Origin of the sequence: Caldibacillus sp. 210928-DFI.2.18, from assembly GCF_020554505.1 — a bacterium.
In the GTDB taxonomy this organism is placed as follows: Bacteria; Bacillota; Bacilli; order Bacillales; family Caldibacillaceae; genus Caldifermentibacillus; species Caldifermentibacillus hisashii.
This window is the reverse complement of the sequence record NZ_JAJCHL010000013.1, coordinates 20,331-36,742: the sequence shown is the minus strand read 5'-3', so window position 1 is coordinate 36,742 and position 16,412 is coordinate 20,331. Positions and strand designations below refer to the sequence as shown.

12 protein-coding genes are annotated in these 16,412 nt (G+C 37.8%); all 12 read left to right on the top strand.

Annotated elements, in window-relative coordinates; all coding sequences use genetic code 11:
- Positions 1-285: 285 nt before the first annotated feature.
- The 12 genes from citZ (at position 286) to LIZ98_RS04835 (ending at position 16,101) form a co-directional block, all read left to right on the top strand.
- On the top strand, positions 286-1,401 hold the full coding sequence (gene citZ / locus LIZ98_RS04890; protein ID WP_227139086.1) for a citrate synthase: 1,116 nt from the start codon (positions 286-288) through the stop codon (positions 1,399-1,401).
- A gap of 251 nt (positions 1,402-1,652) precedes the next feature.
- The gene (icd, locus tag LIZ98_RS04885; protein WP_095142037.1) at positions 1,653-2,927 is read left to right on the top strand and encodes an NADP-dependent isocitrate dehydrogenase; all 1,275 of its coding nucleotides are present in this window, start codon (positions 1,653-1,655) and stop codon (positions 2,925-2,927) included.
- Positions 2,928-3,193: 266 nt separating this feature from the next.
- Positions 3,194-4,126, top strand: coding sequence for a malate dehydrogenase (mdh, locus tag LIZ98_RS04880; protein ID WP_227139087.1), 933 nt, complete (start codon positions 3,194-3,196; stop codon positions 4,124-4,126).
- A 249-nt stretch (positions 4,127-4,375) separates the two neighbouring features.
- Entirely contained in the window at positions 4,376-5,086 is a 711-nt protein-coding gene (locus LIZ98_RS04875) for a response regulator transcription factor (protein ID WP_227139088.1), read from the top strand.
- Positions 5,083-6,855, top strand: coding sequence for a two-component system histidine kinase PnpS (gene pnpS, locus LIZ98_RS04870; RefSeq protein WP_227139089.1), 1,773 nt, complete (start codon positions 5,083-5,085; stop codon positions 6,853-6,855). The genes LIZ98_RS04875 and pnpS overlap by 4 nt, the downstream gene beginning before the upstream one ends.
- Before the next feature lie 509 nt (positions 6,856-7,364).
- Positions 7,365-8,360, top strand: a complete 996-nt coding sequence (hflK, locus tag LIZ98_RS04865) for an FtsH protease activity modulator HflK (protein ID WP_034771643.1) — start codon at positions 7,365-7,367, stop codon at positions 8,358-8,360.
- Complete coding sequence (hflC, locus tag LIZ98_RS04860) at positions 8,353-9,285, top strand: protease modulator HflC (protein WP_034771642.1); 933 nt, start codon at positions 8,353-8,355, stop codon at positions 9,283-9,285. The genes hflK and hflC overlap by 8 nt, the downstream gene beginning before the upstream one ends.
- 192 nt (positions 9,286-9,477) lie before the next feature.
- Positions 9,478-12,108: a DNA polymerase I gene (gene polA / locus LIZ98_RS04855; RefSeq protein WP_227139090.1), complete on the top strand. Its 2,631-nt coding sequence runs from the start codon at positions 9,478-9,480 to the stop codon at positions 12,106-12,108.
- 190 nt (positions 12,109-12,298) lie between these two features.
- Positions 12,299-13,132, top strand: a complete 834-nt coding sequence (mutM, locus tag LIZ98_RS04850) for a DNA-formamidopyrimidine glycosylase (RefSeq protein ID WP_227139097.1) — start codon at positions 12,299-12,301, stop codon at positions 13,130-13,132.
- A 115-nt stretch (positions 13,133-13,247) separates the two neighbouring features.
- Positions 13,248-13,889 (top strand): sporulation membrane protein YtaF, encoded by a 642-nt coding sequence (gene ytaF, locus LIZ98_RS04845; protein WP_227090616.1) that lies wholly within the window; start codon positions 13,248-13,250, stop codon positions 13,887-13,889.
- A 214-nt stretch (positions 13,890-14,103) separates the two neighbouring features.
- The gene (coaE, locus tag LIZ98_RS04840; RefSeq protein ID WP_227139098.1) at positions 14,104-14,703 is read left to right on the top strand and encodes a dephospho-CoA kinase; all 600 of its coding nucleotides are present in this window, start codon (positions 14,104-14,106) and stop codon (positions 14,701-14,703) included.
- 369 nt (positions 14,704-15,072) lie between these two features.
- A complete protein-coding gene (locus tag LIZ98_RS04835) occupies positions 15,073-16,101 on the top strand; it encodes a glyceraldehyde-3-phosphate dehydrogenase (RefSeq protein WP_095142044.1) in 1,029 nt (342 codons plus the stop codon).
- Positions 16,102-16,412: the final 311 nt, after the last annotated feature.

Sequence of the window (16,412 nt, the reverse complement as noted above, 5' to 3'; positions counted from 1 at the left end):
AAAACCATAAGAAAATTGGATTGATTTCTTAAAAAATATTTTTTTGTAAGCATTTTCTTTTTCAAATCTGGTCACCTTATAATAAAATAAAGGTATATCCTGTAACAATTATTCTCATTATAATTTTGATGTATACATAGAAAGGGTGAATTTAATCTCTAATTATTTTTACTAGGTTTTTAGGTGTTAACGAATGAAAGGGATAGGATTGTTTTAAATATAATTATTTGCTAGTATAGTACTAAAACGATAATTTTTAAAATTCAAATTAAGGGGGAAATTTTGATGACTGCTACAAAAGGGTTAGAAGGGGTAGTTGCCGCAACTTCATCAATTAGTTCAATTATTGATGATACATTGACATATGTTGGTTATGATATTGATGATTTAGCTGAAAACGCCACATTTGAAGAAGTAGTTTTTTTACTATGGCATCGGCGCCTGCCAAATGCCGTGGAGCTGGAAGATTTAAGAATTCAATTAGCCAATAATGCGGAAGTTCCAAGTCAAGTCATTGACCACTTGAAAGCATACCCAAGTGAAAAAGTCCATCCAATGGCTGCACTTCGAACTGCTGTTTCTTATCTTGGGTTATTTGATGAGGAGGCAGATGTTCAAACAAGTGATGCCAACTATCGAAAAGCAATCCGCATCCAAGCAAAAATCCCTACAATCGTTACAGCATTTTCGAGAATTCGAAAAGGATTGGAACCGATCGCACCTCGTAAAGATCTCGGTTTAGCTGCGAATTTCTTATATATGCTATCCGGTAAAGAACCGGACAAAATAGCGGTTGAAGCATTTGACAAAGCACTTGTTCTCCATGCGGATCATGAATTGAATGCTTCAACATTTACTGCCCGCGTTTGTGTGGCCACTTTGTCGGATATTTATTCAGGTATTACAGCAGCAATTGGCGCATTAAAAGGTCCATTACATGGCGGTGCAAATGAACAAGTAATGAAAATGTTGACGGAAATTGGTTCTATAGAAAATGTTGAACCGTATATTCGAGAGAAACTTGCCAATAAGGAAAAAATCATGGGATTTGGTCATCGCGTATATCGGAATGGCGACCCACGTGCAAAACATTTAAGAGAAATGTCAGAGAAATTAACAAAACTAACCGGAAAATCAAAATGGTACGATATATCTGTAAAAATTGAACAAATTGTTACTAGTGAAAAGAATTTGCCGGCTAATGTTGATTTTTATTCTGCTTCTGTATATGATAGCTTAGGAATCGACCACGACTTGTTTACTTTAGTTTTTGCAACTAGTCGTACTTCCGGATGGCTTGCTCATATTCTCGAACAATATGAAAACAACCGGTTAATTCGTCCGCGTGCAGAATATATCGGACCTTCGAAACAAGTGTATATACCTTTGGAAAAACGTTAATAATCATTTATCCATTTTTTGATAATGGAGAATGAATCTCCTACTCTAACGGTAAGCCAAGAAACCCTGCCAGCCCAAATGGAAGAATGGTCGGAAAAGGTTAGCCAGATAAAGTCGTTTTGTTCAGCTGACAATTAGTGGGGATATTATTTTTTCCATTGATTGCAGCTTTACTTTATAAATAAAAAGATAAAAAGGTTAGGAGATGTTTACTTTCCTAGCCTTTCACCATGAAATTGGAGGGAACTAACATGACAAAAGGAGAAAAAATTACGGTTCAGAATGGGGTACTAAATGTACCGAACAATCCAATCATTCCATTCATTGAAGGAGACGGGACCGGTCCGGATATCTGGGCTGCTTCATCACGTGTTCTTGATGCAGCGGTGGAAAAAGCTTATGGCGGTCAAAGAAAAATTGTGTGGAAAGAAGTTTATGCCGGTGAAAAAGCTTTTAATAAAACCGGTGAATGGTTACCGGAAGAAACATTGGATGTCATTCGTGAAAATATAATTGCCATTAAAGGTCCGTTGACTACTCCGATTGGTGGAGGGATTCGCTCTTTAAACGTTGCCCTTCGTCAAGAGTTGGACCTATTTGTATGTTTACGTCCGGTTCGTTGGTTTGAAGGTGTTCCTTCACCGGTAAAACGTCCACAAGATACAGATATGGTTATTTTCCGCGAAAATACCGAAGACATTTATGCCGGTATTGAATATAAAGAAGGTACACCGGAAGTGAAAAAAGTAATTGAATTTTTACAAAATGAAATGGGTGTAAAGAAAATTCGCTTCCCGGAAACATCCGGAATTGGTATAAAACCTGTTTCAAAAGAAGGTACAGAGCGTTTAGTACGTGCTGCGATTAACTATGCCATAAGAGAAGGCCGCAAATCCGTTACTCTTGTTCACAAAGGTAATATTATGAAATTTACAGAAGGTGCGTTTAAAAACTGGGGTTATGAATTGGCGGAAAGAGAATTCGGTGATCAAGTATTTACTTGGGCTGAATACGACCGCATTAAAGAAACTGACGGTATAGAGGCTGCAAACAAAGCTCAAGCGGATGCAGAAGCGCAAGGGAAAATTATTGTCAAAGATGTCATTGCCGATATTTTCCTACAACAAATTTTAACTCGCCCGCGTGAATTTGATGTTGTTGCTACAATGAACCTAAACGGTGACTATATTTCTGATGCATTGGCTGCTCAGGTGGGTGGAATTGGTATTGCACCGGGGGCAAATATCAACTATGAAACCGGTCATGCGATTTTTGAAGCTACTCACGGAACTGCGCCGAAATACGCCGGATTGGATAAAGTTAATCCTTCTTCCGTCATCTTGTCCGGTGTGTTAATGCTGGAACATTTAGGCTGGAAAGAAGCAGCTAATTTGATTATTCAATCTATGGAAAAAACGATTGCCTCAAAGGTTGTTACATATGACTTTGCCAGACTGATGGACGGGGCTACTGAAGTGAAATGTTCTGAGTTTGGGACAAAATTAATTGAAAATATGGGTGAATAAACTGTTAACAACTTTTGCAGAAGTTTATAGGAGTGGGGACTCCTTTTCTTCTGCAAAACCGTTTTGTTATAAATAGGCATGGCGAACAAAGAGGAAGGAGCTCCTTCTATCCTCTGAACAAAAGAATTTTTTATTAAGAATAAATTTTTATGACTTGGTCGATGGGGAGTTTTATCACGATAAGTTTTTTGAATTTGTTTGGGAGACAGATTTTGAAAACTTTAGTCCTAAACTAAATTTCATTCAAACTAAGGGGGATATTTAAAATGTCAAGACGTAAAATTTCTGTCATTGGGGCTGGATTCACCGGTGCAACCACTGCCTTATTTATCGCTCAAAAGGAACTGGGGGATGTCGTTCTTGTCGATATTCCGCAATTGGAAAATCCGACAAGAGGAAAAGCTTTAGACATGTTGGAAGCGAGTCCTGTACAAGGATTTGATGCCAATATTATCGGTACGTCCAATTATGAAGACACGAAGGATTCAGATATTGTTGTTATTACAGCGGGGATTGCCCGTAAACCGGGAATGAGCCGCGATGACCTTGTGCAAACAAATCAAAGGATTATGAAAGCTGTTACCCATGAGGTTGTTAAATATTCTCCTAATTGTATCATCATTGTTTTGACAAACCCGGTGGATGCAATGACCTACACGGTTTATAAAGAGTCCGGACTTCCTAAAAGTCGGGTGATTGGTCAGTCCGGTGTATTGGATACCGCTCGCTTTCGGACATTTATCGCCCAAGAATTAAATATTTCTGTTAAAGATGTAACAGGTTTTGTTTTAGGCGGGCACGGTGATGATATGGTACCACTAGTACGTTACTCCTATGCTGGTGGAATTCCTTTAGAAAAACTGCTTCCAAAAGAACGTCTTGATGAAATTGTTGCCAGAACAAGAACCGGTGGCGGAGAAATTGTTAACTTGTTAGGAAATGGCAGTGCATACTACGCTCCTGCAGCTTCCCTTACGCAAATGGTGGAAGCTATTATAAAAGACCAACGTCGTATTCTTCCCGCTATTGCCTATTTAGAAGGTGAATATGGTTTCAATGGAATCTACTTAGGTGTTCCGACGATCCTCGGTGGCAATGGAATTGAAAAAGTCATTGAGCTTGAACTAACAGAAGAAGAAAAAATTGCATTAAACAAGTCAGCAGAATCAGTTAAAAATGTACTTGGTGTTTTAGTATGAAGTCCATCAATGGGGGTTTTACTGCCCGTTAAGGTTGGATAAAAAGCAGTGACAACAGGCCTTTCCGTTTAGGAGGGCTTTTGTTATTTTAATTGACAGCCGGAAGAACATGAATATTCTATAAAAGGGTAAAAATCTTGAAAGACACAACTAGTACAGGTATATTTAAAACAACCGATAAATAAATAAGTGTAATAAATACCAGTAGTGGAAGTTGGGGCTTCAATAATTGATGGAGGAGTTTAGTGGATGGATAAAAAAATACTAATTGTCGATGATGAAGAATCCATTGTTACGTTATTGGAATATAATTTACGCCAAGCAGGATTTGATGTGTTGACGGCATATGATGGTGAAGAGGGATTTCAAAGAGCTAAGACCGAATCCCCGAACTTAATTGTACTTGATTTAATGTTGCCAAAAATGGATGGTATGGAAGTATGTAAAGAGTTGCGGCGAGAACATATACATACCCCTATTCTTATGTTGACAGCAAAGGATGATGAAATCGATAAAGTTCTTGGTTTGGAATTAGGTGCCGATGATTATATGACAAAACCGTTCAGTCCAAGAGAAGTTGTTGCCCGGATTAAAGCAATTTTACGGAGAACAAATAATTTTCCTGAACAGTCAGAAAAGGAAGTGGATAGCATAAAAATTAATATCGGCAACCTTGAAATATTTCCGGACCGATATGAAGTATTTTTAAGCGGGGAATTGCTGGAGTTCACTCCGAAAGAATTTGAACTGCTCTTATATTTAACAAAGAATAAAGGACGTGTATTGACCCGTGATCAGTTATTAAATGCAGTTTGGAATTATGATTTTGCCGGTGATACAAGAATTGTTGATGTTCACATTAGTCATTTACGGGATAAAATTGAGGCAAACTCGAAAAAACCGCAATATATTAAAACCATCCGTGGACTTGGCTATAAATTTGAGGAGCCAAAAGTATGAAAAAATTGCGCTATCGATTATTTCTTGCGCTAATTGTATTAGTTGTTTCTGTATTTATCGGTTTAGGGCTTTTGCTAGGTCAATTATTTAAAACCTATTATATCAACTCTTTCTTCGATGAATTTCAAAAAGAGGGGAATTTGATTATACAGCAAATAGAAGACCAAGGAGGGACTTCTACCCTTCAAACCGATCAAATTAAGAAAGCAAAAGAAATGATCAATGCCAATATAACCATTTTATCAACAGATGGTAAAGTGATTTATGATATTGGAGAAACTGCCGAAAAATATAAAGACCATCATGATGTACTTTCGGATATTGTCAAAGGTATCCAGACAAATAAAAACGGAAGGAAATATATTGGCAGTGGATTGGATATTTTTTATTGGTGGGATGTCATTGAAATCAATGGCAAGGTGGACGGTATATTAGTTATCACATCAGAGCTGGATGAACTAACGGTTGCGCATAAACAATTATGGCTATTGCTGTTTGTTATTCTTGGCTTGGCATTTATCGTCATTTTATTTATCGGATCAAAAATTACGACAAATTTTATAAAACCGGTTGAATCGGCCACCAAAACAGCTATTGAGTTGGCTAAAGGAAATTATCAAGCCCGGACATATGAATATACATATAATGAGTTCAGCAAGTTAAACTCTTCACTAAATATTTTAGCCAGAAACTTGCAAAGGATTACCAAGGAACAGGAAATGCAAAATGACCGGTTGCGTGCCGTCATTGAAAATATGGGAATACCACTTATATTAATTGATGACAAAGGTTGTATTATTTTAACCAATCAAATGTACAAAGAAATGTTTCGGGTTGAAGAAACCGAAATAATCGGAAAGACTTATTTGGAAGTTTTCGAACATGAAGATGTAAAACAAATTATTGAACATATTTTCATGACAGAGCAAAAAATCCGTAGACAAATTACGATTCCAATTCATATCCAGATGAAAAATTTTGAAGTGTACGGCGCACCAATTATTAGTTCAAATAATGAATGGAAAGGGATTGTCCTTGTTTTTCATGATATTACTGAGATCAAAAAATTAGAGAAAGTTAGAAAAGATTTTGTCGCAAACGTTTCTCATGAATTAAAAACACCGGTTACGTCAATTAAAGGATTTACCGAAACATTATTAGACGGGGCGCTTCATGATGAAAAGGCATTGGAGTCTTTTTTAAATATTATATTGAAAGAAAGCAATCGACTTCAATCTTTAGTATATGACCTGCTCGAATTATCGAAAATTGAACAAGAAGATTTAAAATTAAATATTAATCAAGTTGAAATGAACAAAATGATTCATGATATTGTTGATTCTTTGAGAAAACGTGCTGAAGATAAACAAATTGATATTCAAATATTTGAAGAACGACCTTTAACAGTTGAAGGGGATTCATTACGTTTGCAACAAATTTTCATCAATCTACTGTCAAATGCCATTGCATATACGTTGCCCTCGGGTAAAGTTGAAGTTCACATTCAAGATGATGATGAATTTGTTGTTATTTCCATCGCCGATACGGGAATTGGCATTGAAAAGGAGGAAATTCCGCGTATTTTTGAACGATTTTACCGGGTTGATAGGGCACGCAGCAGGAACTCCGGTGGTACCGGTCTAGGCCTGGCCATTGTCAAACATTCTGTGGAAGCACATCATGGCGAGATTCATGTGGAAAGTGAAGTTGGTAAAGGGTCAAGATTTATTGTGAAGTTATGGAAAATCATGCCAAAAGACATAAGATGACATGACCTAGTCATAATAGTTATAAAGATCAGGAAAAACAGTTTAATTTACAAACAATTAACAAAACCTCCATATAGAATTTAAATTGGCAGTATATATTGGTTATGAAAACCCCAACGTCCAAGAACTGGATGGATAGAGGGCTGTCCTATGGTATAATGTCTGTCATCTCGTAAACGGGAACAGAGCAGACAAAAGCCATGTATAGGACAGTCTTTTTTTATACGTTAAGAAAGTATAAATTTCCAGCAAAGAAGCAAATTCGACGTAGTGGGAAATTTTAAGTTTTAAGTATAAGTGCACAAGGAAAGCTTCACGGGAATACATCGCAGCCGAAAAAATTTTATATTTTTTCGGTGAACTACGGCTTTGCCATCGCCTAAAGGCTCGGCAGTCGCCGAGTTTTCTTTATTTTCTGGCTGTGAAATCGCCGGACCAGAAAATTTACTGAAACCTATCTGTTAATTGATCCGTATATATTTGAAACAGTATCTAGAGAGGGAGATTATATGGTAAATCTGAAACAGATTTATACAGTTGCGGGGATTGTTATCGGGATTTTATTACTCGTACTAGTCGGATTCACATCTTGGTATACGGTTGATGAATCAGAGCAAGCGGTTATTTTAACATTCGGCAAGGCAGAGGATACAGTAACGGAGCCTGGTTTAAAGTTTAAATTCCCTTGGCCGATTCAAACGGTAGATAAGCTGTCCAAGGAAACATATAGTCTACAATTTGGCTATAAGGAAAAAGGCGGGAAGGTAGTTTCAGAGAATCAAAATGATACAAAAATGATTACCGGTGATGAAAATATCGTTTTGGCAGATCTTGTTGTTCAATGGAAAATCACAGACCCGATTAAATATTTGTACAATTCGGAAGCACCACAAGAAATCTTGTATGATGCGACAAGTGCATCGTTACGTAGTATTATCGGGAGTTCGAAAATTGATGATGCATTAACATCAGGCAGGGCGGATATTGAAGGGAATGTCCGAGAGATTTTATCAGATTTGGTCACGAAATATGATATAGGCATCACGATTTTGGCAGTAAAATTACAAGATGTAGAATTGCCAAATGATGAAGTCCGAGCGGCATTTACCAATGTAACTGACGCAAGAGAAACGATGAACACAAAAATTAATGAGGCACAAAAATATCGTAACCAAAAAATGAATGAGGCTGAGGGAGAAGTCGCTGCGATTATGTCAAGAGCACAGGGAGACAAAGCCGCACGTGTTGAAGCAGCAAGAGGGAGTGTATCCGTTTTCAACCGTTTGTATGAACAATATAAAAGTAGTCCGGATGTGACCCGTGAACGGTTAACAATTGAAACGATAGAACAAGTGCTTCCTAATGCACAAATTTATATTATGAATGATGATGGTGAAACATTGAAATATTTACCGATTGCTCCGCTAGAAAGAAAAGAGAATAACGCGAACGAGAGTCAAAGTTCAGGAACAAAACAGGAAGGAAGTGAAAAAAATAATGAGTAAAGGTAAAGTAATTGATATGGAGAAAAAAAGAACAGATATTCCATTTCGAAAATGGATTAAAACCGGTATCGTTATTTTAATCACTTTACTCCTGCTATTCTTGATATTTACCAATATTTTTATTGTAAAAGAAGGGGAGTATAAAATCGTTCGTCAGTTTGGAGAAATTAAACGAGTCATCAGTGATCCGGGCATTCATATAAAAGTACCGTTTATCCAGACCGTCACAACATTGCCGAAATATCAAATGACATTGGACGTCGAGCAGTCGGAAATTAATACGAAAGATAAGAAAAGGATGATTATCGATAACTATGCGATTTGGAAAATTGAAGATCCTGAAAGCTTAATTATAAATGCACGAACGATGGAAAGTGCCGAAGCAAGAATGGAGGAGTTTGTCTATTCCGTTGTCCGTTCTGAACTTGGTCAGTTAAACTACGATGAAATTATAAATGATGAAAATTCATCTCGCGGAAGCCTGAATGACCGGGTAACTGAGCAAGTAAATGAACTTTTGAAGAAGGACCAATATGGGATAGTCGTATCCGATGTCCGTATTAAGCGCACCGATTTGCCTGCTGAAAACGAACAATCCGTTTATACCCGAATGATCAGTGAGCGGGAATCTACGGCTCAGGACTATTTATCTCAAGGGGATGCGGAAAAAAATAAAATTATGGCTGAAACCGATCGAGAATACCAAGAAATGATTTCCAAAGCGAAAGCAGATGCCGAGGTAATCCGGTCAGAAGGGGAAGGGGAAGCTGCACAAATTTATAATGAAGCTTTTTCGAAAGACCCGGAATTCTACCGTTTGTTTAGAACTTTGGAGTCGTATAAAAAGACAATTAATGATCAGACTGTCATTATTTTACCGTCCAACTCTCCATATGCGAGGTTACTACAAGGATATGTTGAATAAGTAGGCTTTCGTAAATTGATCATGCGGTCGTTTTCCTTTCCCTTCATTCCATGCTAGAATAAGGTAAGGAAAACGGCTATTTCTTTTATTCCGTACACTCGGTTTATCTATATTTGGCATTTGAAACATATGATAAGAAGCCGAATACAATCTACAATATTAGCGAGTGTCAAAAGAAACGGGGGTTATATTTTGAATAAGAAAGTAGTTTTAATTGACGGAAATAGTGTCGCATACCGTGCGTTCTTCGCCTTGCCGCTATTGAATAATGAAAAGGGTATACATACAAATGCTGTTTACGGATTTGCCATGATGCTTGAAAAAATTTTAAAGGAAGAAAAACCAACACATATATTAGTCGCTTTTGATGCAGGAAAAACGACTTTTCGACATGAAACTTTTAGTGATTATAAAGGTGGTCGACAAAAAACACCCCCTGAATTATCCGAACAATTTCCATATCTTCGTGAATTATTAAAAGCACACGGAATTGCTCAATACGAACTGGAAAATTATGAAGCCGATGATATTATCGGAACATTATCGAAACAAGCTGAAGAAAACAATTTTGAAGTACGAATCGTTTCCGGTGATAAAGACTTAACCCAGCTGGCTTCTGAAAAAACAACGGTCTTAGTTACCCGTAAAGGTGTTACCGATATTGAAAAATATACACCTGGCCATATAAAAGAAAAGTATGGCTTAAGTCCGGAACAAATTATTGATATGAAAGGTTTGATGGGGGATGCAAGCGACAATATTCCCGGCGTTCCGGGTATTGGGGAAAAAACGGCTATCAAACTGTTAAAACAATATCATTCGGTTGAAAATTTATTAGAGTCGGTTGACCAAGTAAGCGGGAAAAAATTGCAAGAAAACTTATCGACTTACAAAGATCAGGCATTAATGAGTAAGCAATTAGCGACGATTTTTCGTGATGCGCCGATTGATATCGGATTAGCTGACATTAATTATCAAGGTGCAAACACAGAAAAGCTTGTTTCACTATATAAAGAACTCGGCTTCCAATCTTTTCTTGAAAAAATGGATTCGTCTGTTCAGATTGAAGATCAGAAATTGGAAGAAGTCGAATTCGAATTTGTAAAAGAAATTACCGAGGAAATATTACAACAAAATAGTGCGCTATATGTAGAAATCATTGAAGATAATTACCATTATGCTCCAATCATCGGGCTGGGGCTGGTCAATGATACAGGAATTTACTATCTTCCGGTTGATGTCGTAAAATCTTCTTCGGTTTTTAAAGCATGGCTTGAAGATGAAAAAACGAAACTTGCCGTATATGATGCGAAACGAACGATTGTTTCATTACAAAAACTTGGTATGGACGTAAACGGAATTGACTTTGATTTACTAATCGCCTCTTACTTATTAAATCCGTCCGAGACAATCCAAGATTTTAGTGATGTCGCAAAAGCCCATCATTACAACCAAGTATTAGCAGATGATACAGTTTATGGGAAAGGGGCAAAACGGACATCATTAACGGATAAAGAACGGGCTGAAACCATCGTTCGAAAAGCCTTGGCCATTTACCATTTAAAAGATCGCTTGATTGATGAACTGAAGAAAAATGAACAATACGAGCTATTTATCGAACTAGAAATGCCGCTGTCGAGAATTTTAGCGGAAATGGAAAGCACCGGAGTAGCAGTTGATGTAAACCGTTTGAAAGAAATGGGAGAAGAAATTAAAAAACGGTTAAATGAGATTGAAGGAAAAATTCACCAATTGGCCGGTGAACCATTCAATATCAATTCCCCGAAACAACTCGGTGTCATTTTATTTGATAAACTAGGTTTACCGGTCATTAAAAAGACAAAAACCGGCTATTCAACGTCAGCGGATGTGTTGGAAAAATTGCAAACGGAACATGAGATTGTTGATCAAATTTTAACATATCGCCAACTTGGTAAATTACAATCGACATATATTGAAGGCTTATTGAAAGTCGTTAATCCGGAAGACGGAAAAGTCCATACTCGTTTTAATCAAGCGTTAACCCAAACCGGGCGGCTCAGCTCCACCGATCCGAATTTACAAAATATCCCGATTCGTTTAGAAGAAGGACGAAAAATCAGGCAAGCATTTGTCCCATCGGAAAAAGGTTGGGTGATGTTTTCGGCGGATTACTCGCAAATTGAGTTACGGGTACTTGCTCATATTTCGGGAGATGAACGATTGATCGATGCCTTTAAACAAGGCCTTGATATTCATACAAAAACGGCAATGGATGTCTTTCATGTTGCTCATGATGAAGTGACAAGTAATATGCGAAGACAGGCAAAAGCAGTCAATTTCGGTATCGTTTACGGCATCAGTGATTATGGTTTGTCGCAAAACTTAGGGATTACAAGGAAAGAAGCCGGTCAATTTATTGAACGCTATTTTAAAAGTTATCCGCAAGTTAAACAGTATATGGAAGATATCGTCCAAGAAGCAAAACAAAATGGATATGTCACCACATTATTACACCGGAGACGTTATATTCCTGAAATCACGAGCCGGAATTTCAATGTGCGCAGTTTTGCCGAGCGGACAGCCATGAATACACCGATTCAAGGGAGTGCCGCTGATATCATTAAAAAAGCAATGATCGATATGGCCGAGAGATTAAAGACGGAAAAATTACAAGCACGCCTCCTTTTACAAGTTCATGATGAACTTATCTTTGAAGCGCCGGAAGATGAAGTGGATAAATTAAAGGAGATTGTTCCGGACGTTATGGAGCATGCGCTTGAACTTAAAGTGCCATTGAAAGTTGATTATGCTTACGGTCCGACATGGTTTGATGCGAAGTAAAACGAATGCCTTATACTAGAAAAAAGCCGGCCCATAGGAAAAAATGGGCTGGTTTTCCTTAAGGCATGTCTAATTTCCCTCCCAAGCCTTCGTATTACTCTGCGGAATTTTGATTTTGCGCATTTTTGCAAGACCGTTTACTTGTGATTTTGCGCATTTCGCTTTAAACAATGAAAGGAAAGGAAAACTTATGCCGGAATTACCAGAAGTTGAAACAATCAAACGAACACTTGAGGCAATCGTCCTCGGGAAAACAATCGAGGATGTAAAAGTATTTTGGCCAAAGATAATAAAAAACCCGCCAGATGTTGAAGAATTTATCGTTCTATTAAAAGGGCAAACGATACGAACAATGGGAAGAAGGGGAAAGTTTCTCATTTTTTACATGAATGATGTTGCACTCGTCTCTCATTTACGGATGGAAGGAAAATACGGACTCTACCCGAAAGAAGAACCTTTTGATAAACATACTCATGTCATTTTTTCATTTACCGATGGGACCGAATTGCGATATCGGGATGTTCGAAAGTTTGGAACGATGCATATTTTTCCGATCGGTGAAGAAATGAACCATTTACCGCTCAGTCAACTGGGACCGGAACCGTTTGCCAAAGAGTTTACCACAGCCTACTTTGCAAAATCACTAGCAAAAACGGCGAGAATGATTAAACCGGTTCTCCTTGATCAAACAATTGTTACAGGACTCGGCAATATTTATGTGGACGAAGCTTTGTACCGGGCCAAAATACATCCCGAACGGCTTGCCAATTCATTATCAAAATCTGAAGTTAAAAGATTGATAGAGGCCATCATTGCCACTCTAACAGATGCAGTCGAAAAAGGGGGAAGTACCATCCGTTCCTATGTGAATTCCCAAGGGCAGATAGGTATGTTCCAATTGGAGTTAAATGCCTATGCTCAGGAAGGGAAACCGTGCAAAAACTGTGGCACCCCTATTGAAAAAATAAAAGTCGGCGGGCGTGGTACTCATTTTTGCCCAAACTGCCAAAAAGTAAAAATATAAACCCATTTCCTATTGATGAACTTCCAATCATCAGGTTATTCGCCTAAGAACCACGAACATTGGACAAGCTCCTTTCATACGATAGGATAGCAATCGTTGAAAGGAGCTGTTCCATTTGGATCTATTCCCACTCTTATTACTCGCATTGGCTGTAAGTATTGATAGCTTCAATGTCGGATTTACCTATGGCATGAGAAAAGTGAAAATTCCGCTTCATGCCATTTTCATCATTGCTTGTTGTTCCGCTTTTTCCCTCTATTTCGCATCGATTATCGGTAGTCACTTTGGAAAAATCCTTACCCCGCATTTGACGGAAACCATTGGAGGAAGCATCTTTATCCTTTTAGGTGCTTGGGCATTATTGCAATTTTTTTGTACAGCGGATGACAAAACGGATTCAATTGAAAACGTTCATGAAAAAGTTTTGGTTAAGTTTGAACTGAAATCAATCGGTGTTGTTATTCAAATTTTGAAAAAGCCGATGACCGCTGATTTAGATAAGTCCGGTTCGATTAACGGATATGAAGCTGTCTTGTTAGGTACAGCTCTATCTCTCGATGCTTTAGGTGCCGGTTTTGGTGCATCAATGTTAGGTTTTTCACCAATTTTACTTGCCGCTTGTGTTGGGCTGATGAGTGCCATCTTTGCTACAACCGGCATTAAATTTGGTGCAACAATCGGTTCCAATCAATTATTTAAGCATTTTTCGTTTATTCCCGGTTTATTACTTATCTTAATTGGCATATGGAAAATCTAAATTGACGATTTGTCCAAAGTGAATTGTCGGAAAGTATGTTGAAACGTATCTAAATTGGTGATATGTCCAAAGTGGCGTTTCCGTAAAGCATGTTTAAACTTAATTTATTTGATATATGAAAAATTCAAATTTGATCCTAGTTGGTTCCCCTTGATAAAAATGGTAAAATATCAGTATGTGAGCTTTTAGAATGGGAAATAAAAAGGGGATGAAGTTGTCATTGGTTATCGGGATTACCGGAAGCATCGCAACAGGAAAAAGTACGGTTTCGAAAATGATTAAGGAACTGGGCTATACCGTTGTCGATGCTGATATCGTAGCCAGGGTTGTCGTCGAACCGGGGGAGGAAGCTTATCAAAAAATAGTCGAGCATTTTGGTGAAGAGATCCTGCTGGCAAACGGAGAAATCGACCGCAAGAAATTAGGGGATCTTGTGTTTCAAAATGAAGAGAAACGACTGTTATTAAACTCTATCGTCCATCCGGCAGTTCGAAAAAAAATGAATGAAGAAAAGGAAATAGCATTTCGTCGTGGCGAAAAGGTTGTTTTTCTTGACATTCCTTTGTTATATGAGAGCAATTTGACGTATATGGTTGATAAAGTACTAGTTGTTTATGTTGATCAACCGACACAACTGGAACGTTTAATGAACAGGAACCATTTGACAAAAGAAGAAGCGCTGGCAAGAATCACATCACAGCTTTCCATTGAACAAAAAAGGGAACGGGCGGATGCTGTTATTGATAACCGCGGAACAATTGAACAAACAAAAACTCAATTACTATCCATCTTAAAAGATTGGAAAATATTATAAAGCGAGCTTTCTTGGTAGGAATCAAAGGCTTCCTGATGATTTAGGGGCAGTACTTACCGAGATAGCTTTTTTTTTGTTCTAGAGGTCCGTCTTGCGCACATTTTTCATTTTTCATCGCTGGATTTGGCACCCGGAGTCTTTCCTCGCGACTATTTTCCTTTCATTTACTGCTGAAATGGGTCTCAAGAGCCGTTCTCGGATTCATTTCCCCTTTTTTCACCACATACGATGACAACGAGAGCCCGTATTCCCCGATCCCCAAACTTTTTTCGAAAAATGGCAATTAATATGTGAACTTTTCATAAAATATGTTATACTAATTACGATGATTATCTGAATTATGTATCATAAATAACAAGGGGGACCATCATGGTTAAAAAAGTAGCAATAAATGGTTTTGGAAGAATCGGACGCATGGTATTTCGCAGGGCAATATTGATGAACGATTTCGATATTGTCGCTGTTAATGCAAGTTATCCTCCAGAAACGCTTGCTCACTTATTAAAATACGATACAGTTCACGGGAGATTTCACGGGGAAGTGGAATTTGGGGAAAACAGCCTAGTAGTTAACGGCAAAGAGGTACTTTTAGTCAACCAAAGAGATCCTGAACAATTACCTTGGAAAGATTTAAATATTGATATTGTCATTGAAGCAACAGGTAAATTTAATTCTCGTGAAAAAGCCGGACTTCACTTGAAAGCAGGTGCAAAAAAAGTAATATTAACAGCACCGGGGAAAAATGAGGATGTGACAATTGTTGTTGGTGTAAATGACACCGTTTTAAATATTGACAAGCATGAAATAATTTCAAATGCATCCTGTACAACAAATTGCTTGGCGCCTGTTATTAAAGTTTTAGATGAGCAATTTGGTGTTGAAAACGGATTTATGACAACGGTACATGCCTATACGAATGATCAAAAAAATATTGATAATCCGCACAAAGATTTACGCCGGGCACGTGCATGCGGTCAATCTATTATTCCAACAACGACCGGAGCAGCGAAGGCAATTGGCAAAGTATTACCGCATTTAAATGGAAAATTACATGGCATAGCTTTACGTGTACCGACACCGAATGTTTCACTTGTTGACTTAGTAGTTGATTTGAAAAAAGAAGTGACAGCTGAAGAGGTGAACGATGCATTTGTCTATGCAAGTAAAAACGATTTGCGGGGTATTCTTGATATAACTTATGAACCATTAGTATCTGTTGACTTTAATACAGATTCCCACTCTTCCATTGTAGATGGACTCTCGACAATGGTTTTAGAAGGAAATAAGGTGAAAGTATTGGCATGGTATGACAATGAATGGGGTTATTCATGTCGCGTTGTCGATTTAGCAAAAATGGTCTCAAACCAAATGGCAAGAGAGATGGAACCAAGTTTCTAAATGGAACACCTAATCGTGGATAATATAGTTTGACTACGAGGAATCGTATTTTTTTCACATAACATACAAGCGGTGTAAAATTGTTTTAATTAAAAAATATGAAGGAGACCCAAGATTGTATTCTTGGGTTTTTCCTTTTGGCTAATAGGAAAGTATAAATTTTTCAATTTCTACTTTCCTAACGCATAAGTGCACTGAAAGACTTCGGTAGCATTACCTCGCAAGCGAAAATGTTTTTTCGCTGAACTACGGCTCTGCTCTCGCCGAGTTTTCTTTAGTAAATTTACCAAGAACGATTATTTTTTGATCGT